At 63.8% G+C, this 26621-nt stretch carries 26 protein-coding genes; 19 read left to right on the top strand and 7 right to left on the bottom strand.

Going from position 1 to position 26621, the window contains the following annotated elements:
- Positions 1-11 precede the first annotated feature (11 nt).
- From EPD81_RS01585 to EPD81_RS01545, 9 genes are all read left to right on the top strand, one after another.
- A complete protein-coding gene (locus EPD81_RS01585) occupies positions 12-2477 on the top strand; it encodes a heavy metal translocating P-type ATPase (protein WP_142803682.1) in 2466 nt (821 codons plus the stop codon).
- A gap of 11 nt (positions 2478-2488) precedes the next feature.
- Positions 2489-2704 carry a cbb3-type cytochrome oxidase assembly protein CcoS gene (gene ccoS / locus EPD81_RS01580; protein WP_142803681.1) on the top strand — a complete coding sequence of 72 codons (216 nt, stop codon included), beginning with the start codon at positions 2489-2491 and terminating at the stop codon, positions 2702-2704.
- A 291-nt stretch (positions 2705-2995) separates the two neighbouring features.
- Entirely contained in the window at positions 2996-4438 is a 1443-nt protein-coding gene (gene ccoN, locus EPD81_RS01575) for a cytochrome-c oxidase, cbb3-type subunit I (protein ID WP_142803680.1), read from the top strand.
- Between the two features lie 13 nt (positions 4439-4451).
- Complete coding sequence (ccoO, locus tag EPD81_RS01570) at positions 4452-5093, top strand: cytochrome-c oxidase, cbb3-type subunit II (protein WP_142803679.1); 642 nt, start codon at positions 4452-4454, stop codon at positions 5091-5093.
- A gap of 16 nt (positions 5094-5109) precedes the next feature.
- Positions 5110-5286: a CcoQ/FixQ family Cbb3-type cytochrome c oxidase assembly chaperone gene (locus EPD81_RS01565; RefSeq protein WP_142803678.1), complete on the top strand. Its 177-nt coding sequence runs from the start codon at positions 5110-5112 to the stop codon at positions 5284-5286.
- Position 5287: 1 nt separating this feature from the next.
- On the top strand, positions 5288-6187 hold the full coding sequence (gene ccoP / locus EPD81_RS01560) for a cytochrome-c oxidase, cbb3-type subunit III (protein ID WP_142803677.1): 900 nt from the start codon (positions 5288-5290) through the stop codon (positions 6185-6187).
- A 115-nt stretch (positions 6188-6302) separates the two neighbouring features.
- Positions 6303-7742, top strand: a complete 1440-nt coding sequence (gene ccoG, locus EPD81_RS01555) for a cytochrome c oxidase accessory protein CcoG (RefSeq protein ID WP_142803676.1) — start codon at positions 6303-6305, stop codon at positions 7740-7742.
- 6 nt (positions 7743-7748) lie between these two features.
- On the top strand, positions 7749-8279 hold the full coding sequence (locus EPD81_RS01550) for a FixH family protein (RefSeq protein WP_142803675.1): 531 nt from the start codon (positions 7749-7751) through the stop codon (positions 8277-8279).
- A gap of 12 nt (positions 8280-8291) precedes the next feature.
- A complete protein-coding gene (locus EPD81_RS01545) occupies positions 8292-8471 on the top strand; it encodes a DUF3149 domain-containing protein (protein WP_142803674.1) in 180 nt (59 codons plus the stop codon).
- Positions 8472-8565: 94 nt separating this feature from the next.
- Here the strand turns inward: EPD81_RS01545 and EPD81_RS01540 are convergent, their stop codons facing one another.
- Entirely contained in the window at positions 8566-9009 is a 444-nt protein-coding gene (locus tag EPD81_RS01540) for a universal stress protein (RefSeq protein ID WP_142803673.1), read from the bottom strand.
- A 187-nt stretch (positions 9010-9196) separates the two neighbouring features.
- Here EPD81_RS01540 and EPD81_RS01535 point away from each other — a divergent pair, with 187 nt between their 5' ends.
- Positions 9197-10597: an MBL fold metallo-hydrolase RNA specificity domain-containing protein gene (locus EPD81_RS01535; RefSeq protein WP_221929162.1), complete on the top strand. Its 1401-nt coding sequence runs from the start codon at positions 9197-9199 to the stop codon at positions 10595-10597.
- 115 nt (positions 10598-10712) lie between these two features.
- The gene (locus tag EPD81_RS01530; RefSeq protein ID WP_221928946.1) at positions 10713-12386 is read left to right on the top strand and encodes an alpha/beta hydrolase; all 1674 of its coding nucleotides are present in this window, start codon (positions 10713-10715) and stop codon (positions 12384-12386) included.
- A gap of 18 nt (positions 12387-12404) precedes the next feature.
- Here EPD81_RS01530 and EPD81_RS01525 read toward each other — a convergent pair whose 3' ends face one another.
- On the bottom strand, positions 12405-13142 hold the full coding sequence (locus EPD81_RS01525; RefSeq protein ID WP_142803670.1) for a helix-turn-helix domain-containing protein: 738 nt from the start codon (positions 13140-13142) through the stop codon (positions 12405-12407).
- 115 nt (positions 13143-13257) lie between these two features.
- Here EPD81_RS01525 and hemN point away from each other — a divergent pair, with 115 nt between their 5' ends.
- From hemN to EPD81_RS01500, 5 genes are all read left to right on the top strand, one after another.
- Positions 13258-14661, top strand: coding sequence for an oxygen-independent coproporphyrinogen III oxidase (gene hemN, locus EPD81_RS01520; RefSeq protein WP_221929161.1), 1404 nt, complete (start codon positions 13258-13260; stop codon positions 14659-14661).
- Between the two features lie 9 nt (positions 14662-14670).
- On the top strand, positions 14671-15372 hold the full coding sequence (locus EPD81_RS01515; protein ID WP_142803668.1) for a sulfite exporter TauE/SafE family protein: 702 nt from the start codon (positions 14671-14673) through the stop codon (positions 15370-15372).
- Between the two features lie 82 nt (positions 15373-15454).
- On the top strand, positions 15455-15988 hold the full coding sequence (gene ppa / locus EPD81_RS01510; protein WP_142803667.1) for an inorganic diphosphatase: 534 nt from the start codon (positions 15455-15457) through the stop codon (positions 15986-15988).
- 15 nt (positions 15989-16003) lie between these two features.
- Positions 16004-17641 (top strand): NAD+ synthase, encoded by a 1638-nt coding sequence (locus EPD81_RS01505; protein WP_142803666.1) that lies wholly within the window; start codon positions 16004-16006, stop codon positions 17639-17641.
- Positions 17638-17976 carry a P-II family nitrogen regulator gene (locus EPD81_RS01500; protein WP_028874947.1) on the top strand — a complete coding sequence of 113 codons (339 nt, stop codon included), beginning with the start codon at positions 17638-17640 and terminating at the stop codon, positions 17974-17976. The genes EPD81_RS01505 and EPD81_RS01500 overlap by 4 nt, the downstream gene beginning before the upstream one ends.
- 6 nt (positions 17977-17982) lie before the next feature.
- Here the strand turns inward: EPD81_RS01500 and EPD81_RS01495 are convergent, their stop codons facing one another.
- From EPD81_RS01495 to EPD81_RS01485, 3 genes are all read right to left on the bottom strand, one after another.
- Positions 17983-18597: a Smr/MutS family protein gene (locus EPD81_RS01495; protein ID WP_142803665.1), complete on the bottom strand. Its 615-nt coding sequence runs from the start codon at positions 18595-18597 to the stop codon at positions 17983-17985.
- 5 nt (positions 18598-18602) lie between these two features.
- Positions 18603-19556 carry a thioredoxin-disulfide reductase gene (gene trxB, locus EPD81_RS01490; RefSeq protein ID WP_142803664.1) on the bottom strand — a complete coding sequence of 318 codons (954 nt, stop codon included), beginning with the start codon at positions 19554-19556 and terminating at the stop codon, positions 18603-18605.
- A 270-nt stretch (positions 19557-19826) separates the two neighbouring features.
- A complete protein-coding gene (locus tag EPD81_RS01485; RefSeq protein ID WP_142803663.1) occupies positions 19827-21932 on the bottom strand; it encodes an LTA synthase family protein in 2106 nt (701 codons plus the stop codon).
- A gap of 274 nt (positions 21933-22206) precedes the next feature.
- Here EPD81_RS01485 and cysK point away from each other — a divergent pair, with 274 nt between their 5' ends.
- Positions 22207-23187, top strand: coding sequence for a cysteine synthase A (gene cysK / locus EPD81_RS01480; RefSeq protein WP_142803662.1), 981 nt, complete (start codon positions 22207-22209; stop codon positions 23185-23187).
- 19 nt (positions 23188-23206) lie between these two features.
- Positions 23207-24079: a 23S rRNA (adenine(2030)-N(6))-methyltransferase RlmJ gene (locus tag EPD81_RS01475; protein ID WP_142803661.1), complete on the top strand. Its 873-nt coding sequence runs from the start codon at positions 23207-23209 to the stop codon at positions 24077-24079.
- A gap of 3 nt (positions 24080-24082) precedes the next feature.
- Here EPD81_RS01475 and EPD81_RS01470 read toward each other — a convergent pair whose 3' ends face one another.
- On the bottom strand, positions 24083-24649 hold the full coding sequence (locus EPD81_RS01470; RefSeq protein WP_142803660.1) for a hypothetical protein: 567 nt from the start codon (positions 24647-24649) through the stop codon (positions 24083-24085).
- Between the two features lie 116 nt (positions 24650-24765).
- Between EPD81_RS01470 and EPD81_RS01465 the strand changes: the two genes are divergently transcribed.
- Positions 24766-25650: an energy transducer TonB gene (locus EPD81_RS01465; RefSeq protein WP_185955320.1), complete on the top strand. Its 885-nt coding sequence runs from the start codon at positions 24766-24768 to the stop codon at positions 25648-25650.
- On the opposite strand, the gene ylqF is transcribed toward EPD81_RS01465, so the two are convergent.
- Positions 25632-26540, bottom strand: coding sequence for a ribosome biogenesis GTPase YlqF (ylqF, locus tag EPD81_RS01460; protein ID WP_142803658.1), 909 nt, complete (start codon positions 26538-26540; stop codon positions 25632-25634). The two genes, EPD81_RS01465 and ylqF, sit on opposite strands and share 19 nt — an antisense overlap.
- Positions 26541-26621: the final 81 nt, after the last annotated feature.

Raw genomic sequence — 26621 nt, 5'->3', positions numbered from 1 at the left:
CGAAGGTGGGGATGAACGAGAGCACCTGGGAGCAAGCCGGGAGCGCGGCGGTCGTCGCAGAAGAAGGCTGCTATCACTGCGGCCTGCCGATTCCGCCGCAGACGCATTTTTCCGTGGTGATCGACGGGCGGGCGCGGCGCATGTGTTGCGCCGGCTGCGTGGCCGTGGCGCAGGCCATCGTCGACAACGGCCTGGGCGACTATTACCGCCACCGCGATGCCATGCCCGAGCCGGTGCGCGAAGCCTTGCCCGAGGTGGTGCGAGAACTCGAATCCTTCGATCTGCCCGAACTCACCGAGCAGGTCTCACGGGCGGTGGGCGAGCACGAGCGCGAGGTCACCCTCATCCTCGAGGGCATCACCTGCGCAGCCTGCGTCTGGCTCAACGAGCAGCACCTGCGCCGCCAGCCCGGCGTCACCCACGTCGAGATCAATTACGCCACCCGCCGCGCGCTGGTGCGCTGGGATCCTGAGCGTACGAGCCTGTCGCGTATCCTCAAGGCAATCGCCGAAATCGGCTATCGCGCCTACCCTTTCGATCCGAAGAAAGCCGAAGAGGTTGCGCAGCGCGAGCGGCGATCCATGCTCTGGCGCGTGTTCGTGGCCGGCTTTGCCTCGATGCAGGTCATGATGTACGCCATCCCCACCTACTTGGCGGGCGAGGGCGAGATGCCGGCCGACATCGAGCGCTTGTTGCGCTGGGCGAGCCTCGTGCTGACCCTGCCCGTGGTGTTCTACTCCTGCGGCCCTTTTTTTGCCAATGCCTGGCGCGATCTGCGACTGCGGCGTGTCGGGATGGATGTGCCGGTGGCCTTGGGCATCGGCGTGGCTTTTTTGGCCAGTCTATGGTTTACCCTCACCGACGGGGCGGAGGTTTATTTCGACTCGGTGGCGATGTTCGCCTTTTTTCTGCTGGGTGGGAGATTCCTCGAAATGCTCGCCCGTCAGCGGGCGGTGCGCGGGCTGGAGGAGGTCGCCCGCGTCATTCCTGCCGTGGCCGAACGTCTGGAAGCAGGGATTTGGCAGCGTGTGCCGGTGGCACGGCTCGCGCCGGGCGATCGTATCCGCGTACGTCCTGGACAGACCATCCCGGTCGACGGGCGGATCCTGTCGGGGTGCGGCGAAGTGAGCGAAGCCATCCTTACGGGAGAGAGTCGCCCCATTCCCAAGAGCGAAGGGGATAGGGTACTCGGCGGCAGTCTAAACGGAGGTGGGGTGCTCGAAATCGCCGTGGAGCGGGTCGGCGAAGAAACCAGGCTCGCGACCATCCGTCGCACCATGGAGCGGGCTCAAAGCGAAAAGCCCGCAATCTCCACGCTCGCCGAGCGCTACGCCGGCCTCTTCATCGTGGCCGTGCTGGCATTGGCGTTGCTCACCGCCGTGCTTTGGAGCTGGCTCGATCCGGCTCGCATCGTTCCCATCGTCGTCTCGGTACTCGTCGTCGCTTGTCCCTGCGCCCTGTCCTTGGCCACTCCCGTGGCCTTGACCGCGGCCACCGATGCCTTGATGCGCTCGGGGGTACTGGTAACGCGCGGACATGCCATCGAGACTTTGGCTCGGCTCACCGACATTGCGTTCGACAAGACCGGTACACTCACGCGGGGGCAGCTGGCTGTGGCCAAGGTGCTCCCGCTCTCCGGACATGACGCGCAGCAATCGCTGGCGCTGGCTGCGGCGCTGGAGGCGGCGAGCGAACATCCGATCGCCCGCGCTTTCGCCGACGTGACGCCCATGGACGTTTCGCTCGAAGCGCTGGAAGTGGTCACCGGCCAAGGTTTGAGCGCCAGCATCGGCGGACGTCGGGTGCGGATCGGCCGCCCCGAATGGGTCGCCGAACGGTTTTCCTTGCCTCCCCTGGCGCAAGCAGGGAGCGACATCGATCCGACGCTTACCTGGGTGGCGCTGGCCGACGAAACGGGCTGGATGGCGCTTTTCGGTTTGACCGACGTCGTGCGCGACGAAGCTCCGGCCCTGGTGCAGGAGCTTCATGCGCTCGGCGTGCGTACGCATCTCTTGTCCGGAGACGCGCCCGAGATCGTCTTCCATGTTGCACGAGCCCTCGGCATCGACTCGGCACGCGCCGCGCTCACTCCCGAGGGCAAGATCGAGGCCTTGCGGGAAGTGATGGCACGGCCAGGGAGCGTGGTCGCCATGGTCGGCGACGGGGTCAACGACGCTCCGGTGCTGGCGGGGGCACACGTGTCGGTGGCCATGGGCGAAGGGGCGGATCTTGCCCGACTCAACGCCGATGTCGTGCTGCTTGGCAGCGATCTCTCGGGCGTCGCACGCGCCGTACGCCATGCACGCCGCACGCTCGTGGTCGTGGCGCAGAACCATCGCTGGGCGTTCACTTACAACCTTCTCGCCATTCCCTTTGCCATGGCCGGCTGGGTGACGCCGTGGATGGCGGGTCTGGGAATGGCGGCGAGCTCCTTGGGTGTCGTGCTCAACGCACTGCGCCTGCAACGCGCTCCATAGGCTCTGAGACGATGGAAAGCCTCTATATCCTGATCCCCTTGTCGGTCGTGCTCGTGTTCGTCATCGGACTCGTCTTCTGGTGGTCGGTCAGGAGTGGACAGTTCGACGATCTCCAGGGGCCGGCCTACCGCGTGCTCTTCGAGGACCGCGACGAGGCGACTGAAAAAGCGACGGCTGCCTCGGACCATGATATCGGCAAGTCGGGTGGAAATGTCGATGAACGATGAGTTTCTTTGACGTGCATCAAAAACCTCTGGATTGATAAGGGATAGAATCGACTCCGGTTTGGGTGCGAGTCCAAGCCTTTTTGGGTTCCCTGTCTCTCTGTTGGGGTTGGGGCACGCAGGCGCGTGCCCTTTTTTTCTTTCTCCGGCCACGTTTCGTCGAGTTTGTTACGTCATCGACTAAAATGTTGACCGAAGTCAACACGGCTTTGCTCGCGCGGCGTATCCTACCGCTTGTCGCAGTCGGCGGACGCGCCGGGGTGATTTCGGTAAGTTCTCATTGGAGAGGTGACCATGCAAACGGAAGCGACTTATAACTACAAAGTCGTACGCCAGTTCGCCATCATGGCAGTGGTGTGGGGCATCGTAGGGATGCTGGTCGGGGTGTTGATCGCCGCCCAGCTGGTCTGGCCGCAGCTCAATTTCCCGCAGCTCGGCGAGTGGTTCCATTTCGGGCGGTTGCGTCCGCTGCACACGAATGCGGTGATTTTCGCCTTCGGCGGCTCGGCGCTCTTCGCTACGTCCTACTACGTGGTGCAACGCACCTGCCATACCCGGCTCTTCGCGCCGGGCCTGGCGGCTTTCACCTTCTGGGGTTGGCAGCTCGTGATCGTGCTCGCGGCGCTGTCCTTGCCGCTGGGCTTCACCACCGGTAAGGAATACGCCGAGCTCGAGTGGCCGATCGACATCCTCATCACCCTCGTATGGGTGGCGTACGCCGTGGTGTTCTTCGGCACCATCGCTCAGCGCAAGGTGAGCCACATCTACGTCGCCAACTGGTTCTATGGCGCCTTCATCATCGCCGTGGCGCTGCTGCACGTGGTCAATAGCATGGCCATGCCCGTGTTCGAAGCGGGTATCCTCACGCCGAAATCCTATTCGGCCTACGCCGGGGCGCAGGATGCCATGGTGCAGTGGTGGTATGGTCACAACGCCGTGGGCTTCTTCCTCACTGCCGGGTTCCTGGGCATGATGTACTACTTCGTTCCCAAGCAGGCCGGCCGTCCGGTGTATTCCTATCGGCTCTCCGTGGTGCACTTCTGGGCCCTCATCTTCACCTACATGTGGGCCGGTCCGCACCACCTGCACTACACGGCGCTGCCCGACTGGACCCAATCGCTCGGCATGATCTTTTCGCTGATCCTGCTCGCGCCTTCCTGGGGCGGGATGATCAACGGCATCATGACGCTCTCCGGTGCCTGGCACAAGCTGCGTGACGACCCGATCCTGAAGTTCCTCATCGTGTCGCTCTCCTTCTACGGTATGTCCACCTTCGAAGGGCCGATGATGTCGGTGAAGACGGTCAACGCCTTGTCGCACTACACCGACTGGACGGTGGGCCACGTGCACTCCGGTGCGCTCGGCTGGGTGGCGATGGTTTCCATCGGCTCGCTCTACTATCTGGTCCCGCGGCTCTACGGCAAAGTCGAGATGTATTCGCGTGATCTGGTCACGGCGCACTTCTGGATCGCGACGATTGGCATCGTGCTCTACATCGCCTCGATGTGGATCTCCGGGGTGATGCAGGGTCTGATGTGGCGCGCCACCAACGTGGACGGCACGCTCACCTATGCCTTCGTCGAATCGGTGAAAGCCTCCTATCCGTTCTGGACCATCCGGGTGCTCGGTGGGCTGCTCTTCCTGGTCGGAATGCTGCTGATGGCCTACAACGTATTCAAGACCGTCGCGGGCGCCAAACCCGTCGATGCGCCGGTGCTGGCTCCGGCTCATGCCTGAGGGAGAATGAATCATGGCGAATTCCAAGCACGAGCTCATTGAACGCAGCGTGACGCTGCTCATCGTGGCGACCTTGTTGGTGGTGAGTGTCGGAGGATTGGTGGAGATCGTGCCACTCTTCTTCCAGCATTCGACCACCAAGCCGATCGACCGGCAGGGCAACCCGCTCGACGTGAAACCCTACGATGCGCTGCGCCTCACCGGCCGCGACATCTATATCCGCGAGGGCTGTTACAACTGCCATTCGCAGATGATTCGTCCCTTCCGTGCCGAGACCGAGCGCTATGGTCACTACTCGGTGGCGGGCGAGTACATCTACGATCGTCCCTTCCAGTGGGGTTCCAAGCGCACGGGTCCCGACCTGCACCGTGTCGGGGGGCGTTATTCGGACACCTGGCATATCGCGCACCTACGCAATCCGCGTGACGTGGTGCCCGAGTCCAACATGCCTGCTTTCCCGTGGCTCGATCGGCCCATCAGCCAGCGCGACATCAATGCCATTCAGGGCAAGATGAAAGCGCTCCGTACCTTGGGACATCCCTATACCGACGAGGAGATCGCGCAGGCCCCGGCCATGCTCGAAGGCAAGACGGAGATGGAAGCACTGGTGGCCTATCTGCAGGGTCTCGGTCGGGCGTTGTCCAATTTCCAATGAGTGAAAGGAGGGCGTGATGGACATCAACGACCTGCGTAGTGCGGTAACGGTGGCAGCCTTCCTCTGTTTCCTCGGAATCTGCGTGTGGGCCTATAGCCGTGCTGCCAAACCGGGGTTCGAAGAGGCCTCGCGCCTGCCGTTCCTCGAGGACGACGAACCGATGCTCGCCAACGATCACACGGAAGGGAAATAAAATGGCTGACTTCGTGAGTGGATTCTGGAACATGTACGTGATGGTGTTGGTCGCCGTCAGTTTCGTGTTCTGCATCGTCATCATCATGCTGAACATGCGCGTCAGCGGCAAGGTCGGAGAGCTACAGCCGCACAAGTGGGACGAGACGCTGCAGGAATGGAACAACCCCTTGCCGCGTTGGTGGATGTATCTGTATTGGATCACCATTTTCTTCGGCATCGCCTATCTCATCATCTACCCTGGTTTTGGCGCCTTTCCGGGGATCGCCAAGTGGACTTCGGTCGGTCAGTGGGAGCAGGAGATGAAACGGGCCGACGAGCAGTACGGTCCGAAGTTTGCCAAGTATCGCAACATGGACGTCAAGGCGGTGGCGGCCGACCCCGAAGCGATGGCCATGGGCAAGCGGCTGTTTCAAACCTACTGCATGCAGTGCCACGGCGCGGACGCACGAGGCGCCAAGGGCTTCCCCAATCTCACCGACAACGACTGGCTCGGTGGGGATGGTTCGCCCGAGTACATCAAGACGACCATCGCTCAAGGGCGTATCGGGGTGATGACGCCGTTCAAGGACATCCTCTCCGAGGAGCAGATCCGCGACGTCGCCCACTACGTGCGCTCGCTCTCGGGGCTGTCGCATGATGCGCCACGGGCCGAGCGTGGGGCAACGGTGTTCGCCGAGAACTGTGCCGTGTGCCATGGACCGGACGCCAAGGGCAATCCGCTGCTGGGAGCGCCCAACCTCACCGACGACATCTGGCTGTGGGGTTCGTCCGAAGCCCAGATCATCGCCATCGTGACCAACGGCATCCAGAACCGTATGCCGGCGTTCGGGGAATTCCTGGGTGAAGACAAGGTCCATATCCTTACCGCCTACGTGTGGGGGTTGAGCAACAAGCAGTGATGCTGTAGGGTAGTACCGTGGGATCGCGGCGGGCGCCATGCGCCTCGCCGCGTCTTGCCGCACGAGCAACGATCGCTTTCGCCGTGCGGATTCACAACGACGAGCCCATCTCTACATGAACGAGCCACTGAAAACTTCCGCGATGTCCGCCAAGGAGAGATCCAACGGCGCCGACGAGGTGCCGTCCTCTCTCTACGCCAAACGCAAGAAGCTCTACGTGCGATCCACCACGGGCCCTTTCCAGCGGCTGCGGTGGTTTTTCGTCTTCCTCACGCAGGCGATCTTCTACGGTTTTCCGTGGCTCACCTGGAACGACCGTCAGGCGGTGCTCTTTCACCTGGTAGAGCGCAAGTTCTACTTGTTCGGGTGGGTGTTCTGGCCCCAGGACGTCTTCTATCTCTCGCTCATCCTGATTCTCTCGGCCTATGCGCTCTTTTTCTTCAGTGCCGTGGCGGGGCGGGTGTGGTGTGGCTATACCTGTCCGCAAACCGTCTATACCGAGATCTTCATGTGGTTCGAAGAGAAGATCGAGGGTGATCACGTCAAACGGCGCAAACTCGACGCCTCGCCCTGGACGGTGGAGAAGATTGTCAAGCGCAGCACCAAATACGCCATATGGATCGTCTTCTCGCTCTTCACCGGCTTTACGCTGGTGAGCTACTTCACGCCGCAAAAAGAATTGTGGCAGTCTTTGCAGACGTTCAGCTTCGGCCCCTGGGAAACCTTCTGGATCTTTTTCTACGCTGGATTCACTTTTCTGCTCGCAGGGGTGCTGCGCGAGCAAGTCTGCAAATACATGTGCCCCTACGCGCGTTTCCAGGGCGTGATGTTCGATCCGGACACCCTCATCATCACCTACGATGCCGAGCGCGGCGAACCGCGTGGGCCGCGTAAGAAAGGGGTCGATCCCCGTTCTTTGGGCTTGGGGGATTGCATCGATTGCGGCATCTGTGTGCAGGTCTGCCCTACGGGCATCGACATCCGCAATGGCCTGCAGTACGAATGTATCGCCTGTGCCGCCTGCATCGATGCCTGCAACCAAGTGATGGACAAGATGGGCTATCCCCGCGGTCTCATCCGTTACACCACCGAGAACGCGATGAAGAATCACTGGGATCGGGCACGGACCTTCCGGCGCGCTCTGCGGCCGCGAGTGCTCATCTACGGCGTCATTCTCATCGTCGTGGCTTCGGTGCTTTTCTGGAAAATCGCCACACGCCCCGACGTGCGCGTAGACGTCATACGGGATCGCGCCTCGCTCGCACGGGAGGTTCGCGGTGGTTGGATCGAGAACGTCTATACGCTCAACATCATGAACATGGTGGAGCGGCCTCGCCGTTTCACGCTCTCTGTAGGGGGGCTGCCCAATATCGTCATGGAAGGGCCCAAGGAATTCGACGTGCCCGCGGTGAGCATTTTCCCGCTGACGGTTCAAGTTCGCGTCCCGGCCGGGGCGGTGGATGCAGGAACACACAAAATCTATTTCGAAATCAAGGTGGTGGATGAGCCCGAGAACGTGACGCGGGAACTGGCCACTTTCATCATGCCGGAGTGAGAAACGATGGAAGCACGGATTTCTTCACGGAACAGTTCTCAGACGCTACCTTGGTATCGTCAAAAGTGGCCTTGGTTGCTCATGTTGCCGCCGGCCGTGGCGGTCGTGGCGGGGTTCGCCACTTTGTGGATCGCGATCGCGACCTGGGACGGTTTGGTTACCGACGACTATTACAAAGAGGGGTTGGCGATTCGCCAAACCTTGGACCGCTCGCTCAAAGCGGGTGAGCTCGGCCTCGTCGCTTATGTGGGCATGGACGCGGAGCGGCTATGGCTGCGCTTCGACGAGGAGCGCGCCAAGGCCAAGCCTCCCTTCCTCGTGGTGACCCTGACCCACCCCACCCGTTCCGGAATGGACCAGGTAGTGCGCCTGGTCCGCGACCAGGGGCGCTATGTCGCTCCGATCCAACCCATCAATGCCGGTCGTTGGCTGGTACAGATCGAAGATGAGTCCCGAGAGTGGCGCCTGAACGGGACCGTGTATGTGCCCACAGAGAGCGAGGTGAGAATCGAACCGTTCGTGCCTGCAGCAGACTAAGGAGGACGTGTCATGTCCGACGCATTACGAGAATTGCTTTCTTCGGGAATCGGCTGGTTGAGCCTTTTTACCATCGCCTTCATCATCGTGATGGCGGTCTACATCTACCGCTACGTCACGCGGCAGATCCAGGAGGAGGAAAAAAATGCTGCCTCCTCTGCGGGGCAGCAACGGCGGCAACATTCTTCCTAGATCGAATCGAAGGCCGCGACAGCGGCCTTTTTTCTTTGGGCACCGCGGACGGCGCCGTCGCTTGGCGGTTCCTTGCGCGCCCGTGTGCCTGGTTTCAGCGAAAGACGAGCACCGGCAACTTGCTGTGGGTGAGCACTTTTTGCGTTTCGCTGCCCAGCAGCAATCCTGCCAGGCCGCGCCGTCCGTGCGAGGCCATGAAGATGAGGTCGCAGCCGTGTCGCTGAGCGCAATCGATGATCGCCTCCCAGGGGGTGTCACTGACGATGGTGTCGGTTTCGCAGGGAACATTCTCTTTGTCCGCCAACGCTTTGGCCTCCGCAAGGATGCGATCTGCTTCTTCCTTGGCTGCGCGGCGGAATTGATCCGGGGTGGTCGGATCGATCAGGGCGCCTTCACCATAGACTGGTAGGGGAAAGTCGGGCTGGGCATAGAAAAAAGTGATCTTTGCGCCGATGCTCTTGGCAAAGGCGACGGCGCGCTCGCAGGCGCTACGCGACAGATCCGAACCGTCCGTCGGCACTAGGATGTGCTTGAACATCGTCGCTCCTTCCTTGGGTGAGGTAACATTGTTTCATTATAACCACAGGCAGGTGGGGTGCAAGATGGTTCGAACGGGGCGCGCGCAGGGGAAGTGGCCAAAGCACGAGGGGAAAGATGCAGTTCGCGGCCCGAGCCCGCACCGCCCGTCCCGGTTCGAAGATCGACTTGCTCCTGCGGCGCCCGAAGTGCGTTTTTTGGGCGGGGTGCAGGAAGTTACCGGTTCATGCTTCCACGTGAGCGCACCCGAGGGGAATTTTCTCGTCGAGTGCGGTATGTTCCAGGGTGGGCGTGAAGCCAAGCGTAAGAACCTCGAGGCGTTTCCTTTCGATCCCTGGGCATTGCAGGCCGTGATCCTTTCTCATGCGCATCTCGATCACTCCGGCCTGCTACCGCGACTGGTAGCCCTCGGCGCACGGGCACCGGTGCACGTCACCGAAGCCACGGCCGACCTGCTGGAAGTGATGCTGCTCGACAGCGCCTACATCCAGGAAAAGGAGTGGGAATGGCTATCCAAGCAGTCGCATCGCACTCGACGTCGTTTGCTGCTAACCGATGCGCCGCTCTACACGGTGGTCCAGGCGAAGGAGAGCCTGCGCTGGTTGAGACGGCACGATTATGGTCGCTGGTTTCCCGTGATGCAGGGCGTACGGGCGCGATTTCATGATGCTGGTCACATCCTGGGTTCGGCCATCGTCGAGCTGGAGCTCGAGCGGGTCGATGGTGTGCGCCGGCGTTGGGTCTTCAGTGGAGATCTGGGCATGCCGGGACGCCCTTTGGTGCGCGACCCAACGCTGATTCCTGACGCCGACGTCGTCTGGGTGGAGTCGACGTATGGCGATCGGGAGCATCGCCCTTGGGACGACTCGGTCGCCGAGCTGGAGACGGTATTACGGGAGACTTTGCCTCGGGGCAACGTCGTGATTCCATCGTTTGCCGTTGGCCGTACCCAGGAGATGATCCTCGTATTGGCCGATCTGGTTCGGCGAGGTCGTTTGGGTTCGCTCAACGTGGTGGTCGACTCGCCCATGGCGACCGAGGCGAGCAAGATCTCGGCGCGGCACCTCGATTTGTGGGATGAGCCCAGCCGCAAACTCTTCGCCTGGATGCAACGGCACCGCGACCGTTTTCACGTGCGTTTCACGGCGAGCGTGGAGGAATCGATGGCGCTCAACAACGTGCGCTCGGGCTTGGTCATCATTTCGGCCAGTGGCATGTGCGAGGCCGGTCGCATCAAATATCACCTAAAATACAATCTACCCCGTCCAGAATGCGCCATCGTCATTGCCGGCTTCCAGGCGATGGGTACCCTGGGGCGGCGTCTCGTCGATGGAGCGCAGCAGGTGACGATTTTCGGGGAACGAATCCCGGTTCGTGCTGGTCTGCATACGATAGGAAGCATGTCGGCGCATGCCGACCGCCTAGGGCTGCTTGCCTGGCTGCGGGGATTCCGCCGCCCCCCTCAGCAGTGTTTCGTCACCCATGGTGAAGTGAACCAGTCACAGGCGTTCGCGCAGACGGTACGCGATACGCTCGGCTGGACCCACGTCGAGGTAGCGGTTCGCGGTCAAAGGTGGCAGGATTCTTGACAACGAGGAGGTCTTCATGGCCAGGAGCAAGGCAAGGGCACGAAATTCGCGTCAGGACTCGAATTGGGAGGTCGCGCATCGTATCGAGGAGACTCCCGAACAGGTGGCCGAAATCATGCATCGGGCAATGGAGGGAACTTTCGATCCGTTGGGCAACGTCGCCCCCATTCTGCATGCTCAGGTGCTGTGGGCATTACATCCGGTGGCGCTGTGGTCGAAGGAGATCGAGCTGGGCAAGCGCAACGTAGCGCTGGTGCGCTACATCGCGCAGCGGCTCTCGGGTCAGGAAGTCGAGCCCCCCTTCGTGCCCGAACCTTATGACATCCGTTGGGATCACCCCGCATGGACCGAATCGGTTTGGTGGTCGGGGCTACAGCAGAGCTACCTCGGCTGGGGGCAGTCCTTGGTCGAGATGGTGCGCCAGACTCCGGGACTGGACGAGCGGGAGCGGCGGCGCGCCGTTTTTTGGACCGGCGAGTTCGTCAATGCGCTTGCCCCCACCAATTTCTTCTGGACCAACCCCAAGGCGCGCCAGCTCGCCGTGGAAACCAGTGGTCTGAGTCTGCTCGAAGGCTACAAAAATTTTCTCTCTGACATGGCCGCCGGCATGGTACGGATGACCCGGCCCGATGATTTCCACGTCGGGGTGAATCTGGCCACCACACCCGGGGACGTGGTGCATCGCAATTGGCTGGTGGAGATCATCCGTTATACACCGACCCAGCCTCAGGTGCGTCGGCGCCCCATCGTGATCGTTCCTCCGTGGATCAACAAGTTCTACGTGCTCGATCTCACGCCCGACAAGAGCATGGTGAAGTATCTCTGCGACCAAGGGTTCGAGGTCTTCATCATCAGCTGGAAGAACCCCACGCGCGAGATGGCCGATACGACGTTCGACGACTATCTCACCCATGGCATCGACGTGCTGGTGGAGACGGCACGTTCGATCACCGGTGCCGACAAGGTCAATGCCGTGGGCTATTGCATCGGTGGCACCGCGCTGGCGTCCTATCTCTCGGTGATCAACCGCAGGGTGGGCGTCGAGGCTTCGCCCGTGGCAAACGCGACGTTTCTCACCACGCTCGTCGATTTTTCGGCTCCGGGCGACATCGAAGTCTTCATCGATCCAGCCACCGTCGATTTTCTCTGCCGCAAGATGCAGATCGATGGCTACTTGCGCGGTGAAGACATGGCCGAGGCGTTTCGCTTGTTGCGCTCCAACAGCCTCATCTGGCGTTACATCGTGCATGGCTGGCTCTATGGCGAGGAGCCGGCGCCGTTCGACGTGCTCTACTGGAACATGGATCCGACGCGCATGCCGGCGAAGATGCACTGCTGGTATCTGCGCGAGCTCTATCTCAACAATCGCCTCATCCAGCCCGATGCGCTGACCCTGGCGGGCGTTCCCGTGGATCTGCGCCAGATCGTGCAGCCGGTCTATGCCGTGGGCACCGAAGACGATCACATTGCCCCCTGGCAGCAGACTTTCAAGCTACTGCGGCACGTGCGCGGGCCGCGGCGCTATGTGCTGTCGAGCTCGGGTCACATCCTGGGTATCGTCAACCCGCCGAAAGATCCACCAAAGCGCAAGTACTGGGTGAGCGACGTCGGCGATCCGGTGCCGCGAGCCGATTCCTGGCTCAAGTCGGCACCCGAGCATCCCAACAGCTGGTGGGACGATTGGGTCGCCTGGCTCAGACCGCAGGCGGGCGAACTGGTGGCGCCGAAGGACCCGGCGAGCGTGCCTTCACTCGGAAAGGCGCCGGGAAGCTACGTCCTCGAGCGCTGACGGCGCGCCGGTTCGTGTTTAGTGAGACAGGGGCGCCTGGATGAGACCACGCAGGCGCTCCCGATCGCGCAGCCGGATGTTCTTGTGCTGCACCTCGATGAGCCCTTCTTCTTGAAAGTGGGATAGGGTGCGGGAGACCGTCTCGAGTTTGAGCCCGAGGTAGGAGCCGATTTCTTCGCGCGTCATCCGCAGCCGAAATTCCGTGCCCGAGAAACCGCGGGCGGCGAAGCGCTGCGCCAGGTTGAGCAGGAATGCGGCCAGGCGCTCTTCGGCGCGCATGGTGCCGAGCAGCATCATGACGCTTTGTTCGCGTACGATCTCGCGCGAGAGTACCTTGTGAAACTGCGCCTGTAGCCCCTGGATCTCGCGTGCGAGCGCTTCGAGGCGGGCGTATTCGATCACACAGGCTTCGCTGTCTTCGAGTGCGATGGCGCTGACGACGTGCTGCCCCGTGCTGATGCCGTCCAAGCCCAGCAGCTCACCGGTCATCTGGAACCCGGTGACCTGCTCTCGGCCATCCTCGAGCACGATGGTGGTCTTGAACGAACCGGCGCGGATGGCATAGAGCGCCTGAAACGGCATGCGCGCCTCGTAGAGGGACTGATGGCGCCGCAGCTTGCGGCGCGTGCCAACGAGCTCTTCGATGCGGGCCACGTCTTCTTCGCTCAGCCCGACCGGCAGGCACAGTTCCATCAGGTTGCACTGGGAGCAGGCCACGCGCAATTGGCGCAAGGTGGGCGGAAGTTGGAGGTCCATTGTGCTTCTCTGGGGGGAAAGGAAACGTTTTCGTTGATGACGGTCAACCTGTCGTCGGCCGTTTCGTGCCATATTATGAGAATCTAACGCAGGAAAACCAGGTGGGCGTCCGTCCATGAGTGCTACGATGCAAGAAACCCATCGCCTCGTCGTCGATCCGGAGCTGATCCGGCGCTTCGACATCAGCGGGCCGCGCTATACCTCCTATCCGACGGCGGATCGCTTCGTCGAAGCCTTCGGGCCGGCCCAGTATGCCCGCTGGCTCGGGAGCCGCGAAGTCGGAGGCTTGAACCGGCCGCTGTCATTATACGTGCACATCCCCTTCTGTAATACGATTTGTTACTATTGCGCCTGCAACAAGATCATCACCAAGGATCATTCCCGCAGCGCGCGCTATCTCGATTTCCTCGAGCGCGAGATCGACCTCGTCGATCGGCATCTGGCCGGTGGCCGTGAGGTCACTCAGTTGCATTTGGGCGGCGGTACGCCCACTTTCCTTGCCGAAGACGAGATGCGCCGGTTGATGGAGGTGATCCGGGCGCGCTTCCTGCTCGCCGAGCACGGTGAATTTTCCATCGAAGTCGATCCGCGCAAGGTGGAGGCGGCGCAGGTGGCCTTGCTCGCCGAGCTCGGTTTCAACCGCATGAGCATCGGGGTACAGGACTTCGACCCGCTGGTGCAGGCGGCGGTCAATCGCATCCAGAGTTTCGACGAAACGGCGGCGGTGCTGGAGGCGGCGCGCGAAAACGGCTTCAAGTCGGTGAGCATGGATCTCATCTATGGTTTGCCGCACCAGACGGTGGAGCGCTTTGCCGCCACGCTCGAACGGATGATCGAACTCTCGCCCGATCGCCTCTCGCTCTACAGCTATGCCCACCTGCCGCGGCTCTTCAAGCCGCAGCGGCGCATCGAGGAGGCGGCCCTGCCCACGGCGGCCGACAAGCTCGGCATCATGAAGTACGCTATCGAGCGCCTGGTCGATGCCGGTTACGTCTATATCGGGATGGATCACTTCGCCAAGCCCGACGACGAACTGACGATCGCCCAGCGGCAGGGGCGGTTGCACCGCAATTTCCAGGGGTATTCGACCCAGGCCGAGTGCGACATGATCGCCTTCGGCATTTCCTCCATCAGCAAACTGGGGGCGATCTACGCGCAGAATCACAAGACGGAGGAAGACTACTACGACGCGCTCGAGCGCGGTGAGCTGCCGGTGCTGCGCGGCGTGGAGCTGACCGCCGACGACGTGCTGCGCCGCTCCATCATCCAGGCGTTGATGTGCCATTTCGAGCTGTCGATCGAGTCGATCGAGATCGCGCACCTCATCGATTTTCGCCGCTATTTCGCCCCGGAGTTACACGACTTGGCGCGCATGGCCGAGGCAGGGCTGGTGGAGATCGGGGATCGCTGGATCACGGTGTTGCCACCGGGGCGGCTGCTGGTGCGGGCGATCGCCATGGTGTTCGACCGCTATCTGCGCCACGATCGCGAGCGGGCGCGCTATTCGCGCGTGATCTGAGGCAGCGGCGTGGCTTGGAACGGTTTTCTCGCGGTCTTCCTCATCGGCCTCCTGGGCGGAGTACATTGCCTCGGCATGTGCGGTGGTATCGTCGGCGCCTTGTCGCTGCAGACGGCGCAGGGGGCGAAGTGGCCGCTGCATCTGGCCTACAACCTCGGCCGTATCACCACCTACACGCTGCTCGGCGCAGTGCTGGGCTGGCTGGGGGCCATCGGCGGAATGCTCGAAGGAGTGCTGCCGGTTCAGCTCACGTTCTACGTGCTCGCCAATCTCATGCTCGTGGCCATGGGGCTCTATTTTCTCGGCCAGACGCGCTGGCTCGCCCCGCTCGAGCGCGCCGGGCATCGCCTGTGGCGGTGGGTGCAGCCGGCCACACGCCGTTTCCTGCCGGTGCGTTCGGTGGCGCAGGCGTTTCCGCTCGGTCTGCTGTGGGGGTTTTTGCCCTGTGGGCTCGTCTATAGCGTGCTCGCGACGGCGCTGCTTGCGGGTGACGGGTTGCGTGGCGCCGGGGTGATGCTCGCGTTCGGTTTGGGTACGTTGCCGAATCTGCTCGCTGCGGGGCTGCTGTTGCGGCGCTTTCGCAACGTGGCAGGACACCCCTGGGTGCGCCGCGCCGCGGGCCTCCTGGTGGTCGCCTTCGGGCTGCTGGGGCTGTGGCGCGCGCCGCAGCTGGGCGGGATGATCTGGCAGGGCGTGGTTTGCCACCCCTGAAGCCGCAAAAGGGCGTTATATAATCTCCTCCAGTCGAGCCGGTTCTTCCGGCCGGGGTTTTTTGTACGAGTGAGGAGTTTCCATGGCTTTCGAATGCGTTTCCGCTGGCAAGGACGTGCCCAACGACATCAACGTCATCATCGAGATCCCGGCGCAGTCCGATCCGATCAAATTCGAGGTGGACAAGGAGAGTGGCGCCATTTTCGTCGACCGTTTCATGGGTACGACGATGCGCTATCCGCTCAATTATGGCTACGTGCCGCACACGGTGGCGGGGGATGGCGATCCGGTCGACGTGCTCGTCGTCACGCCGTTTCCCCTGCAGCCGGGGGTGGTGATCCGTTGCCGCCCGGTGGGTTTGCTGAAGATGGAAGACGAATCGGGCGTCGATGCCAAGGTGGTGGCGGTGCCGGTGTCCAAGCTCACCCCGCTCTATGACAAAGTGCAGTCACTCGAGGATCTGCCGGAGCTCCTGCTGAAACAGACCGTGCATTTCTTCGAGCACTACAAGGATCTGGAACCGGGCAAGTGGGTCAAGGTGCTCGGCTGGGCGGGCGTCGAAGAGGCCAAGCAGGAGATCCTCGCCGGCGTGAAGAACGCCTCGTCGGCCCAGTAAAACGGCCCCGACGGGATGAGCGCACTGCGCCTGGGCGTGGCCCAGATCGACCCGGTGGTGGGCGATTTCGCCCACAATGAAGCCCTCATCGCCGGGGCACTCTCGCGGCTCGCCGCCCAGGGCGCCGAGCTCGTGCTCACCCCGGAACTCGCCCTGAGCGGCTATCCGCCCGAAGATCTGCTGTTGCGCCCCGACTTCTACCGTGCGGCGCGCCACCATCTGGAATCCTTGGCGGCGCGTACGGCTGCGGGGCCGGCGCTGCTCGTCGGCGTGCCCTGGGCCGACGAGGGCGGGCGCTTCAACGCGGCGGCGCTGCTGCGCGATGGCCGCATCGACGGGCTCTATCGCAAGCGCCGGTTGCCGAACTACGCCGTCTTCGACGAGAAACGCTACTTCTGCGCTGGCAATGAGCCCTTCGTCTTCACCCACCAGGGCGTGCGGGTGGGCGTGGTGATCTGCGAGGATGCCTGGTCGGCCGGGCCGGTGGAAGAGTCCGTGGCGCAGGGCGCGGAGCTCGTCGTGGCGCTCAACGCCTCGCCCTATCACCAGCAGAAGTGGCGTGAGCGGCAGGCCGTGATCGCCGAGCGGGTCCGGGCCTCCGGCCGGGCGTTGCTCTACCTCAACATGGTGGGGGGGCAGGACGAGCTCGTGTTCGACGGCGCCTCCTTCGCGCTCGACGCGCAAGGCGCCGTGGCCTGGCAGGGGCCGTTCTTCGCCGAGAAAGAGACGGTGATCGAGTGGCACGAGGGCCGTTGGCAGCCGCATGCGCCTTCCTTCGATCCCTTGCCGCCGGAAGAGGAGCTTTATCGGGCGTTGGTGTTGGGGGTGCGCGATTATCTCGGCAAGAACGGTTTTCCCGGCGCGATCATCGGTCTATCGGGGGGGATCGATTCGGCGCTCACGCTGTGCCTCGCCGTCGACGCCTTGGGGTCGGAGCGGGTGCGTGCCGTGATGCTGCCTTCGCCCTATACGGCGGCGATGAGCCTGGAAGACGCCGCGACGCTCGCCGCCCGGCTCGGGGTGCGCTACGACGTCATCCCCATCGAGCCGGCGATGAACACGTTCGCGGCGATGCTGGAGCCTTTCTTCGCCGGGCTGCCGCCGGATACCACCGAAGAGAACCTGCAGTCGCGCATCCGCGGAGTGCTCCTGATGGCGCTTTCCAACAAGACCGGGGCGCTGGTGCTCACCACCGGCAACAAGAGTGAGATGGCCACCGGCTATGCCACGCTCTATGGTGACATGGCAGGCGGCTTTGCCGTGCTCAAGGACGTCTATAAGACCCAGGTCTATCGGCTCGCGCGTTGGTGCAATCGCAATGGTGAGGTGATCCCCGAGCGTATCATCACGCGCCCGCCTTCGGCCGAGCTCAAGCCCGATCAATGCGACCAGGATTCCTTGCCGCCCTATGAGGTGCTCGATCAGATCATCGAGCGCTACATGGAGTGGGAATGTTCGCCCCGTGAGATCATCGCCGCCGGGTTCGACGCTGCGGCGGTGCGGCGCGCCGTGACGCTTTTGAAACGTAGCGAGTACAAACGGCGCCAGGCGCCGATCGGCGTACGGGTGAGCCGGCGCGCCTTTGGTCGTGATTGGCGCTATCCCATCACGGCGCGCTATGCCGACGAATACGACGAGGAAGGCGGATCATGAAAAAGATCGAAGCGATCATCAAGCCGTTCAAGCTCGACGAGGTGCGCGAGGCGCTCTCTGAGATCGGGGTGAGTGGTCTGACCGTCACTGAGGTCAAGGGATTCGGTCGCCAGAAAGGGCATACGGAACTCTACCGTGGCGCCGAATATGTGGTCGATTTCCTGCCGAAGATCAAGGTGGAGGTGGTCGTCACCGACGATCGCGTCGCCCAGGTGGTCGACGTCATCATGGAGACGGCGCGCACCGGCAAGATCGGCGACGGCAAGATCTTCGTGCTGCCGGTGGAGCAGGTGATCCGCATCCGCACCGGTGAGACCGACGGCAACGCGATTTGAGGCGGCTCACTCGCGCGGGGCGCGCAGCAGGACGATGAGGGCGCCGCTGCCGCCGCGCGTGGGCGGGGCTTCGCAGAACGCGAGGATCTCGTCGCGCTGCGCGAGCCAGCGCCGCGACAAGTGGCGCAGCACGGAGAAACCACCCGGCGAGCGCAACCCCTTGCCGTGGATGACGCGAATGCAGCGCAAGCCTCGGTGTCGGGCGCGGGCGAGGTAGGCCGAGAGCGCCTCGCGCGCCTCGATCCGTGTCAAACCGTGCAAGTCGATCTCGCCTTGCAGCGCCCAGCGGCTGCGCCGCAGGTCGATGAGCACTCGCCGCGGCACGCCGGGGCGCAGGAAGTGGGTGCTCTCGTCAGCTTCCAGCCAGTCTTCGAGTTCCAGCGGAGCGAGCAGCTCCTCGGCGAGGATGGCGCGTTCGTCGGCGAGCTTTTGCCGCGGCACCGGCGCCGGGCGCGGGCGTTCAGGCTCCACGCGCGGGGTGAAAGAGAGCGGGCGAACGCCCTCGCGCCAATCCGCTTCTTCAGAGATCGACTTCGAGGGCGCAGCGCCGACCCGGGTCGAGCCTTGCTTTTTGAGCTCGACCAAAGGTGCCGCCCAGGCCGGAGGACGCGGGCGGGCCATCGGGCTCAGCTTCCCACGCCGTCGAGGTAGCGCTCGGCATCGAGCGCCGCCATGCAGCCCGTACCGGCGCTGGTCACGGCCTGGCGATAGACTTGATCTTGCACGTCGCCGGCGGCGAAAACCCCTTCGATCGAGGTGGCCGTGGCGTTGCCGTGGCGACCGCCGCGCGTGACGATGTAACCGTTCTCCATGTCGAGCTGGCCGACGAAGAGCTCCGTGTTGGGCTTGTGTCCGATGGCGACGAATACGCCCTTGACGGGAATCTCGCGCGTGCTGCCGTCGACCACGTGCTTCACCCGGATGCCGGTCACGCCCGAATCGTCGCCCAGGATTTCATCCACCACGCTGTCGAGTACCAATTCGATCTTGCCGCTGGCGACTTTCTCCATGAGCTTGTCGACCATGATCTTCTCGGCGCGGAATTGCTGGCGGCGGTGTACCAGGGTGACTTTGCGCGCGATGTTGGCGAGATAGAGCGCTTCTTCGACGGCAGTGTTGCCGCCGCCGATCACGGCGACGTCCTCATTCTTGTAGAAGAATCCATCGCAGGTGGCGCAGGCCGACACGCCCCGTCCCATGAACTTTTCCTCGGACGGCAAGCCGAGGTACTTGGCGGTGGCGCCGGTGGCGATGATGAGTGCATCACAGGTATAGGTGCCGGCATCGCCCTCGAGGCGAAACGGGCGTTGCGAGAGATCGGCCGTGTGGATGTGGTCGAACACGATCTCGGTACCGAAGCGGCGGGCGTGTTTCTCGAAGCGTTCCATGAGCTCCGGCCCCTGAACGCCTTCGGGTTCGGCGGGCCAGTTGTCGACTTCGGTCGTGGTCATGAGCTGACCGCCCTGGGCGAGCCCCGTGATGAGGACGGGTTCGAGGTTGGCGCGGGCGGCGTAGATGGCGGCGGTGTAGCCGGCGGGGCCGGAACCGAGGATGAGAAGGCGGCAGTGACGGGTGCTCATGCAGGGACTCCGTGAGAATGAAGGATCGGGTGTCAGGCGCGGGGACGAGCACGATCCCGCAGGATGCCTCGAATGCCCCTCCATATGGCTGTATGGCGGCGCCATGCGATGCCCGGATGCTCGTCGAGCCATCCTATATGTTCCCTGGACCGCAGCCCCGGGCACTTGGCTTGGCCTGAGCTCGTGACGGTTGCTCGAGGCACCCGACAATTATAGTGCGGCTCGTCGATAAGTCGGGTGGCCGTGGCCTTCTGGGGCGCCTCGTTGGGCCTACTGCGCGGCTGTAAGGGGGCGTGCTCCGGTCCCTTGGGGCTCGCCCATCCATTCGAGAGGTCTCGTTTCTCGAGCTTCGGGCGCCTTGCTTTGCACCCGTCCGTGACGGTTCGTCGAGGCGCTCGAGGTCGGTGTCGCTTGCCCGCTCGGTGTTTCAGCCAGTTCGTGCTCCTGCGTTCGCCATGCGAGCAGGCCGTTGCGGAAAGCGTGGCTCGCGTCTTCGTAGTAGGCGATGGCGCGGCGCACCAGGGGGTCTTCCGACATTGCCGGGCGTTCGTGCTCTGCATCCGCTGCGGCATGCTCGCGCAGGCGGATCTTCTTGCGCGGGCTGAGGATCGCCAGATCCTTGCCGTCGAAAAGCCCCAGATGCTGGTAGTTGCCGATGAGGGCGCGCCCCGGGCGGGTCTCGTCGCGCAGCACGTCGCGCCCGTAGAAGGTGGAGACGTAGTCCATGTGCAGCAGGCCGAGCAGGGTGGGCGCGAGGTCGATCTGGCTCGCCAACGCCGAGACCTCGCGCGGGGTGATGAAGCCCGGCGCGTAGATGAAGAGCGGGATGTGGTAGTTCGCCACCGGCAGGTCTTCATGGCCGGCGCTGCCGGCGGTGTGATCGGCGAGGAAGACGAAGATCGTGTCCTTGAACCAGGGTTTGTCGCGCGCCTCGCGCAGGAACTTGCCGATGGCGTAGTCGGTGTATTTCACCGCCCCGTCGCGCCCCTTGCCCGAAGGGATGTCGATGCGCCCGTCGGGATAGGTATAGGGGCGATGGTTCGAGGTGGTCATGAGGTGTAGGAAGAAGGGTTTGCCGGCGGCGTGATCCTGGTCGGCCACTTTCATCGCCTGGGCGTAGAGATCCTCGTCGGCCATGCCCCAGGCGTTCTTGAAGTGGATCTCGGACTCGGGAACGCTGCTCTGGTCGACGATGCGGTAGCCGTTGCCGCTGAAAAAAGCGTTCATGTTGTCGAAGTAGCCGCGCCCGCCATAGACGAAGACGGCGTCGTACCCCTTGGCCACGAGCTGCTGGCCGAGGCTGGCATAGCCGCTCTCGCGCCCGATGCGCTTGACGATGGAACGGCCCGGCGTGGGCGGCACCGACAGGGTGACTGCCTCCAGGCCACGGTCGGTGCGGGTGCCGGTGGCGTAGAAGTTGTTGAAATAGAGGCTTTCGCGGCGCAGGGCGTCGAGGTTGGGAGTGAGTCCGCGCGGATCGCCGTTGCTGCCGAGGAACTTGGCGCTGAGGCTCTCCACCGTCACGAGGATGATGTTTCGCCGCAGCTCCGGGCCGCCGTTGACGATACGCCGGCGCGGATCGAGGGGATCCTGGCTGAGGAAGGTCGCGTTGGGCTCGGCAAGCTCCTGGCGCAAGACCGGCCCCGTGTCGGCTTCGGGCAGGGTGGCGTAGAAACGGCGATAGTCGATCTCGTTGTTGCGAAACGCCGCGAAGAATTGATAGGGTCCGTTGCCGGAGAGCTCGCGCCGATAGGTGTTCTGCTCCTGCCCCATGGGGAAATCCTGGTCGACGAAGGCTGCATCGAGCGCGGCGAGCGCAATCAACCCGGCGAAGGCGGCAAGCCCCGGTTTGAGCGGCAGGGGCGGGGCATCCAGCGCACCGGCGATCACCCGGCGCAGGGCGAAGGTCAGCGCGAGCGCGAGCACGGCAAGCCCCGTGATCAACGCCCCCACGGGGTAGGATTCGCGGATGTTGTCGATCACCTCCGTGGTGTAGATGAGGTAATCCACGGCGATGAAGTTGAACCGTGCGCCGAACTCGTCCCAGAAGAAGTATTCGGCAGTGGCCACGAAGAGCATGGCGAAGAGGCTCAGGGCCGTGAGCGCGTAGAGAAAGGCGCGGTGCGCCCGCGTGCGCCACAGCCGGTTGGGACACAGTACGAACAGGTAGAAGGCGAGCGGCAGGGCCGCGTAGACGAGGAAGGCGAAGTCGTAAGCCAGGCCGATGCCGTAGAGGCGCACGAGGTCGAGCGGCGCATGCACCGCCTCGTTCGGGTGCACCAGGAGCAAGCCCGTGCGGGTGAGGAAAAAGACGAGCAGCCAGGCGAGGAGGATCAGCGACAGGAATCGGGCTTGAGCGTGACGGAGCAGCGGCATGATGCAACGGAACCGGATGAGGGCGAAGTTCTCAAGTGTAGGAATTCGGCCGTCACCGTGGTGTCACGCGCAGGTGACGAAAACGTGAACGGGGCAGGAGCAGAGTGTCTGAAACACGGATGCGAGGAGCACGTCAGAAATTTTGTTCGCGTATCGAAAAATGCTCGCCTGCGGTGTTATTCCCGAGCCGCCATGAGCTTCGAGCGGTGGGTTGTAGGGCGACGGTACGGCGCGCGGTATCATGGGGGTACCGCATGTCGAAGGAGACGGAGTGATGGCCAACTGGTTTGCCGACAATCCCGCATCTATTGGGCGCACGCCGCTCGTGCGCTTGAACCGCCTCACCGCCGGGGCCAAGGCGACGGTGCTCGCCAAGATCGAGGCGCGCAATCCCGCGTTTTCCGTGAAGTGCCGCATCGGCGCGTCCATGGTGGCCGATGCCGAGCGACGGGGGGTGCTCGGTCCGGGCAAGGAGCTCATCGAGCCCACGAGTGGCAACACGGGGATCGCGCTCGCGTTCGTGGCCGCGGCCAAGGGGATTCCCCTCACGCTCACCATGCCCGAGACGATGAGTCTGGAGCGCCGGAAACTACTCGCCGTCTTTGGCGCCAAGCTGGTGCTCACCGAAGGGGCCAAGGGCATGAAGGGCGCGATCGAGCGTGCCGAGGCGATCGCCGCTTCCGACCCCCAGCGCTACGTGATGCTGCAGCAGTTCCGCAATCCGGCCAACCCGGCCATCCATGAGCAGACCACGGGACCCGAGATTTGGAACGACACCGACGGGCAGGTGGATGTCTTCGTCGCCGGCGTGGGCACCGGTGGCACCATCACCGGCGTGAGCCGTTACCTGAAGAAGACTCGGGGCAAACCCATCGTGTCGGTGGCGGTGGAGCCGGCGGGTAGCCCCGTGCTCACGCAGGCGCGTGAAGGCTTGCCGATCAAGCCAGGGCCGCACAAGATCCAGGGCATCGGTGCGGGGTTCGTGCCGGAGGTGCTGGACCTGTCACTCATCGACTTGATCGAGCGGGTGGGCGACGAAGAGGCCATGGAGACTGCCCGGCGACTCGCCCGCGAGGAAGGAATCCTCGCCGGCATCTCGAGCGGCGCGGCGGTGGTAGCGGCGCTGCGGCTGGCCAAACGGGACGAATACGCCGGAAAGACCATCGTCGTCGTCCTGCCCGATTCGGGCGAGCGTTACCTGAGCTCGGCGCTTTTCGAGGGAATGTTCGATGCCTCGGGTTTGCCGATTCGATGACGAGTGAAAGGACGGGACGGTGCTGAGCTATCGCCACGGTTTTCACGCGGGCAATCACGCCGATGTGCTCAAGCACTGGGTACTGGCTGAAGTATTGACCTACTTCAACGCCAAGCCCGCGCCCTGGACCTACGTCGACACCCACGCCGGCGCTGGCCTCTATCGGCTGGGCGTTGGGGTGGGGGGTACGCAGGCGAGCCATGAATTCCGCGAAGGGATCGCGCGCCTGTGGGCGGCGCGCGCCGAGGCACCGGCAGTGTTCTCCGCGTATCTGGAGGCCGTGGCAGCGTTCAACCCCACCGGGCGACTGGAGCTCTACCCCGGCTCACCGGCGATCGCGCGGCAGTTCGCCCGCGCCGGTGCCCGTGGCAAGGGGGGCGATCGTCTGGTGTGTTTCGAGCGCCATCCGCGCGATTTCGCCGCGCTCGAGCGGCTCTTCGCCGGGGATGCGCAGGTGCGTTGCCTGGCGACCGACGGTTTTGCCGGGGTGCTGCAGGTGCTGCCGCCGCCCTCGCGTCGGGGAGTGATCCTCGTCGATCCTCCCTATGAAGTGCGCGGCGACTACGTGCGGCTCATCCCCGCCGTGCGGGCGATGTTGGCGAAATTTCCGCAGGCGACGGTGCTCGTATGGTATCCGCGCCTGCGGCGGGTGGAGGCGGAGGAGCTGCGCCGGCGTCTGGCGAACCTGGCGCCGGAAGATCATCTGCGGGTGGAACTGCAGGTGGCGCCGCCACCCGTGGGCGGCCGCGGCATGACGGTGAGCGGCCTCGTGGTGCTGCATCCGCCGTATGTGTTGCCACAACGCCTGCAAGAGGGGCTGCCCTGGCTCAGCGGCCGGCTGGAGGCGGCGCCAGGGCAGGGGCGGTGGACGCTCGAGGCAAAAATTACGTGAGCGTCAATCTTTGCCGGGGCGGATGGGGTCGGAGAAAACGAGCGTACCGTCCTTGCGCATCATGAGGTTGTCGCGGCTGAGGAGGTCGGGAATCACGCGGTAGGTCTCGGCGAATCGCGCCAGCGCTTCGACAGCCTGTTTCATGCCGGCGTCGAACGGCGGGGGTTTGAGCTCGGTGAGCTGCTGCAAGGCGATGCGGCCCATTATCTGGCCGAGCTGCTGCCACTGCTGGCATAGGTCCCACCAGGCGTGGACCAGGCGCCGGGCGGTGTCGGCGGCGGGGCTCGTCTCGGGGATGGGGTAGAGTTTCTCCACCTCGAAGAGGTGCATGGGAAAGCCGTTGCTGGCGCGTCCGATGATGCCGTGATAGGTGTAGACGATGGGGAAGTGCGGCCCTTGAGGGCGGTCGTCGGCGGCGTAGAGCAGGTATTCGTCCGGATGGGTGATGATTTTATAGACGCGCTCGCCGTCCCCCTTGTCGAGCACGATGCTGTAGCGCCCCCGCGCGATCTCGGGTTTCCCCTCGAGCAGCGGGTGTTGGGGCACTGGATCGGGGATTTTGTCGGTCATGGTCTCGCTCCCTCTGGGGTATGTTCAATGATAGCGTAAATCCAGGACGCCGATGGAGCGCCTGTGCGTACCTTGCGGATGCGATAATTCCCGTTTGGCTTTCTTTGAAACGCATCATGCGAGAAGATTCGTTCGGCGGAAAGCGTCGACGCGCGGCGGGGCAGTGGCGATTCGTGTTGGCGGCCTGGGTGGCGACGTTCGCGCTTCACGTGCTCGCCTACGGACTGCTGGCGCTGGGGTTTTCATCCGCTTGGCCTCCTCGGGAGCCGCCGCCGTTTGCCGTGTCCTTGATCGGGCCGTTTACGGAGGAGCCGACGGCGGTCGCGGGGGGCGAACCGGTGAGCGGGGAGCAGGGGCGTGAGACAGCTGCCACGGAATCGCCGGTCCAGGAGCCACGACGACCGCCGCCTGCTGAACCCATGGCGGCAGTACGTTCCGTCGAAGCCCCACGCGCGCGCGCCACGGCAGCGAGGCCGGAGCAGGTGCCATCGCCCAGGATTCACGCTCCCCGACCAGAAAAGGAAAAGCAACCTGCGGCGGCGCTTGCTGGCGAGGAAGGCGAGGTGTCGGTGCAGGATCCCTTGGAGGGCGATGGGGCGGGGGGCGGCGGTGAGATTGCGGGTGCGAAGGGGGAGGGCGCGCCAACGCCACTGGCAGGGGCGATGAGCGGCTCGTCGGTCGGCAGTGGCAGGAAAGGGAAGGGCGACGGTGAAGCCGGAGGAGGGGCGCCTTGGGCCGAGCGGCTGCGCGCCTGGCTCGAAGCCCATAAGGTCTATCCGCCCAAGGCGCGCCGTCTGGGTGTGGAGGGCACCGTGTGGGTGCGGCTTTCTTGCAGCGGGGGCAGAGCGCTCGTGCGGCTCGAGCGTTCGTCGGGTTCGCCCTGGCTCGACGATGCGGCGCTCGCGCTCGTGCGGGAGGGACTCGCGGCGCTAGAGGGGGACGCAGCCATGTGCGCCCACGGTGAACTCACGGTGCCGATCGGCTATCGCCTGGTCGGCTGATCGTCCGCTTCGGCGAGCAGGGCCGTCTCGTGCGCGGCGATCATGGCGGCGCGTGAGGCGGGCGTCTCCAGGGTGAGGGGGCCGAGCTTGCCCTCGCGAAAATCCTGCAGGAGGATATTGGCCGCCTTTTCCCGGTCGAGTTCGCCGCCCTTGCGTCGGCAGCCGCGCCGCTCGCCGATGGCTGCGACGATCTCATCGCCGTTCATTCCCCTGGGGTCGAGACGATAGCGTGCGGTGAGCCGATCGGCGTAGCCTTGGACGATCAGGGTCTCGGCGAGAAAGGCCGCGACTTCCTCTTCGGCCACGGCGTTGCGCCCGATGGCGTGGCAAGCGGCGAGCAGGTAACCGTCGGCGTCGAATTCGATTTTGGGCCACATCAGGCCGGGGGTATCGGTGATGCTGCGCAGCCCCGGAAGATCGTAGCGTTGCACACTTTTCGTCACCGCCGGCTCGTCCCCGACCTTGGCGGCCTTGCGCCCGAGGAGGGCGTTGAGCAGCGTGGATTTGCCGACGTTGGGGATGCCGGCGATCATCAAGCGCAGCGGTTTGGTCGGTTCGCTGCGGTGCGGCGCGAGCCGCTCGCAGGCGGGCAGGATGCGACGTACGTCGGCCGGATTCTTGGCGCAGACGGCGAGCGCACGCACGCCTTCTTCGCGCTCGAAGGCGGCGATCCATTCGGCTGTACGGGCCGGATCGGCGAGGTCGGCCTTGTTGAGCAGTTTCAGGCAGGGGCGCTGCCGGCTGCGGCGCAGCGTCTCGAGCAGAGGGTTGCGGCTCGCTGCGGGAATGCGCGCGTCGAGCACTTCGATGAGCACGTCGACGTCGGCAAGCGTCTCTTCGAGCTTGCGCCGCGCCGCGTGCATGTGGCCGGGAAACCATTGGATGGGCATGGGACCGATCATACTACGGAGCGTCGCGAATGACCTACTGCGCGGCCGCAGAATGTCATGGCGTGGATAGTGGATGCGGGA

Origin of the sequence: Tepidiphilus sp. J10 (assembly GCF_006980785.1) — a bacterium.
In the GTDB taxonomy this organism is placed as follows: domain Bacteria; phylum Pseudomonadota; class Gammaproteobacteria; order Burkholderiales; family Rhodocyclaceae; genus Tepidiphilus; species Tepidiphilus olei.
This window is presented reverse-complemented; position numbering and strand designations above follow the sequence as displayed.

What these genes read in the sequence shown, in the direction of transcription:
- EPD81_RS01550 (WP_142803675.1), top strand. Translation starts at nt 7,749, where the DNA reads ATGGAAGCACGGATTTCTTCACGGAACAGTTCTCAGACGCTACCTTGG.
- trxB (WP_142803664.1), bottom strand. Translation starts at nt 19,556, where the DNA reads ATGAGCACCCGTCACTGCCGCCTTCTCATCCTCGGTTCCGGCCCCGCC.
- ccoP (WP_142803677.1), top strand. Translation starts at nt 5,288, where the DNA reads ATGGCTGACTTCGTGAGTGGATTCTGGAACATGTACGTGATGGTGTTG.
- ccoS (WP_142803681.1), top strand. Translation starts at nt 2,489, where the DNA reads ATGGAAAGCCTCTATATCCTGATCCCCTTGTCGGTCGTGCTCGTGTTC.
- hemN (WP_221929161.1), top strand. Translation starts at nt 13,258, where the DNA reads ATGAGTGCTACGATGCAAGAAACCCATCGCCTCGTCGTCGATCCGGAG.
- ylqF (WP_142803658.1), bottom strand. Translation starts at nt 26,540, where the DNA reads ATGCCCATCCAATGGTTTCCCGGCCACATGCACGCGGCGCGGCGCAAG.
- EPD81_RS01485 (WP_142803663.1), bottom strand. Translation starts at nt 21,932, where the DNA reads ATGCCGCTGCTCCGTCACGCTCAAGCCCGATTCCTGTCGCTGATCCTC.
- ccoN (WP_142803680.1), top strand. Translation starts at nt 2,996, where the DNA reads ATGCAAACGGAAGCGACTTATAACTACAAAGTCGTACGCCAGTTCGCC.
- ccoG (WP_142803676.1), top strand. Translation starts at nt 6,303, where the DNA reads ATGAACGAGCCACTGAAAACTTCCGCGATGTCCGCCAAGGAGAGATCC.
- EPD81_RS01470 (WP_142803660.1), bottom strand. Translation starts at nt 24,649, where the DNA reads ATGACCGACAAAATCCCCGATCCAGTGCCCCAACACCCGCTGCTCGAG.
- EPD81_RS01565 (WP_142803678.1), top strand. Translation starts at nt 5,110, where the DNA reads ATGGACATCAACGACCTGCGTAGTGCGGTAACGGTGGCAGCCTTCCTC.
- ppa (WP_142803667.1), top strand. Translation starts at nt 15,455, where the DNA reads ATGGCTTTCGAATGCGTTTCCGCTGGCAAGGACGTGCCCAACGACATC.
- EPD81_RS01585 (WP_142803682.1), top strand. Translation starts at nt 12, where the DNA reads ATGAACGAGAGCACCTGGGAGCAAGCCGGGAGCGCGGCGGTCGTCGCA.
- EPD81_RS01525 (WP_142803670.1), bottom strand. Translation starts at nt 13,142, where the DNA reads ATGGACCTCCAACTTCCGCCCACCTTGCGCCAATTGCGCGTGGCCTGC.
- EPD81_RS01495 (WP_142803665.1), bottom strand. Translation starts at nt 18,597, where the DNA reads ATGGCCCGCCCGCGTCCTCCGGCCTGGGCGGCACCTTTGGTCGAGCTC.
- EPD81_RS01530 (WP_221928946.1), top strand. Translation starts at nt 10,713, where the DNA reads ATGCATCGGGCAATGGAGGGAACTTTCGATCCGTTGGGCAACGTCGCC.
- EPD81_RS01465 (WP_185955320.1), top strand. Translation starts at nt 24,766, where the DNA reads ATGCGAGAAGATTCGTTCGGCGGAAAGCGTCGACGCGCGGCGGGGCAG.
- EPD81_RS01500 (WP_028874947.1), top strand. Translation starts at nt 17,638, where the DNA reads ATGAAAAAGATCGAAGCGATCATCAAGCCGTTCAAGCTCGACGAGGTG.
- EPD81_RS01545 (WP_142803674.1), top strand. Translation starts at nt 8,292, where the DNA reads ATGTCCGACGCATTACGAGAATTGCTTTCTTCGGGAATCGGCTGGTTG.
- cysK (WP_142803662.1), top strand. Translation starts at nt 22,207, where the DNA reads ATGGCCAACTGGTTTGCCGACAATCCCGCATCTATTGGGCGCACGCCG.
- EPD81_RS01505 (WP_142803666.1), top strand. Translation starts at nt 16,004, where the DNA reads ATGAGCGCACTGCGCCTGGGCGTGGCCCAGATCGACCCGGTGGTGGGC.
- ccoO (WP_142803679.1), top strand. Translation starts at nt 4,452, where the DNA reads ATGGCGAATTCCAAGCACGAGCTCATTGAACGCAGCGTGACGCTGCTC.
- EPD81_RS01540 (WP_142803673.1), bottom strand. Translation starts at nt 9,009, where the DNA reads ATGTTCAAGCACATCCTAGTGCCGACGGACGGTTCGGATCTGTCGCGT.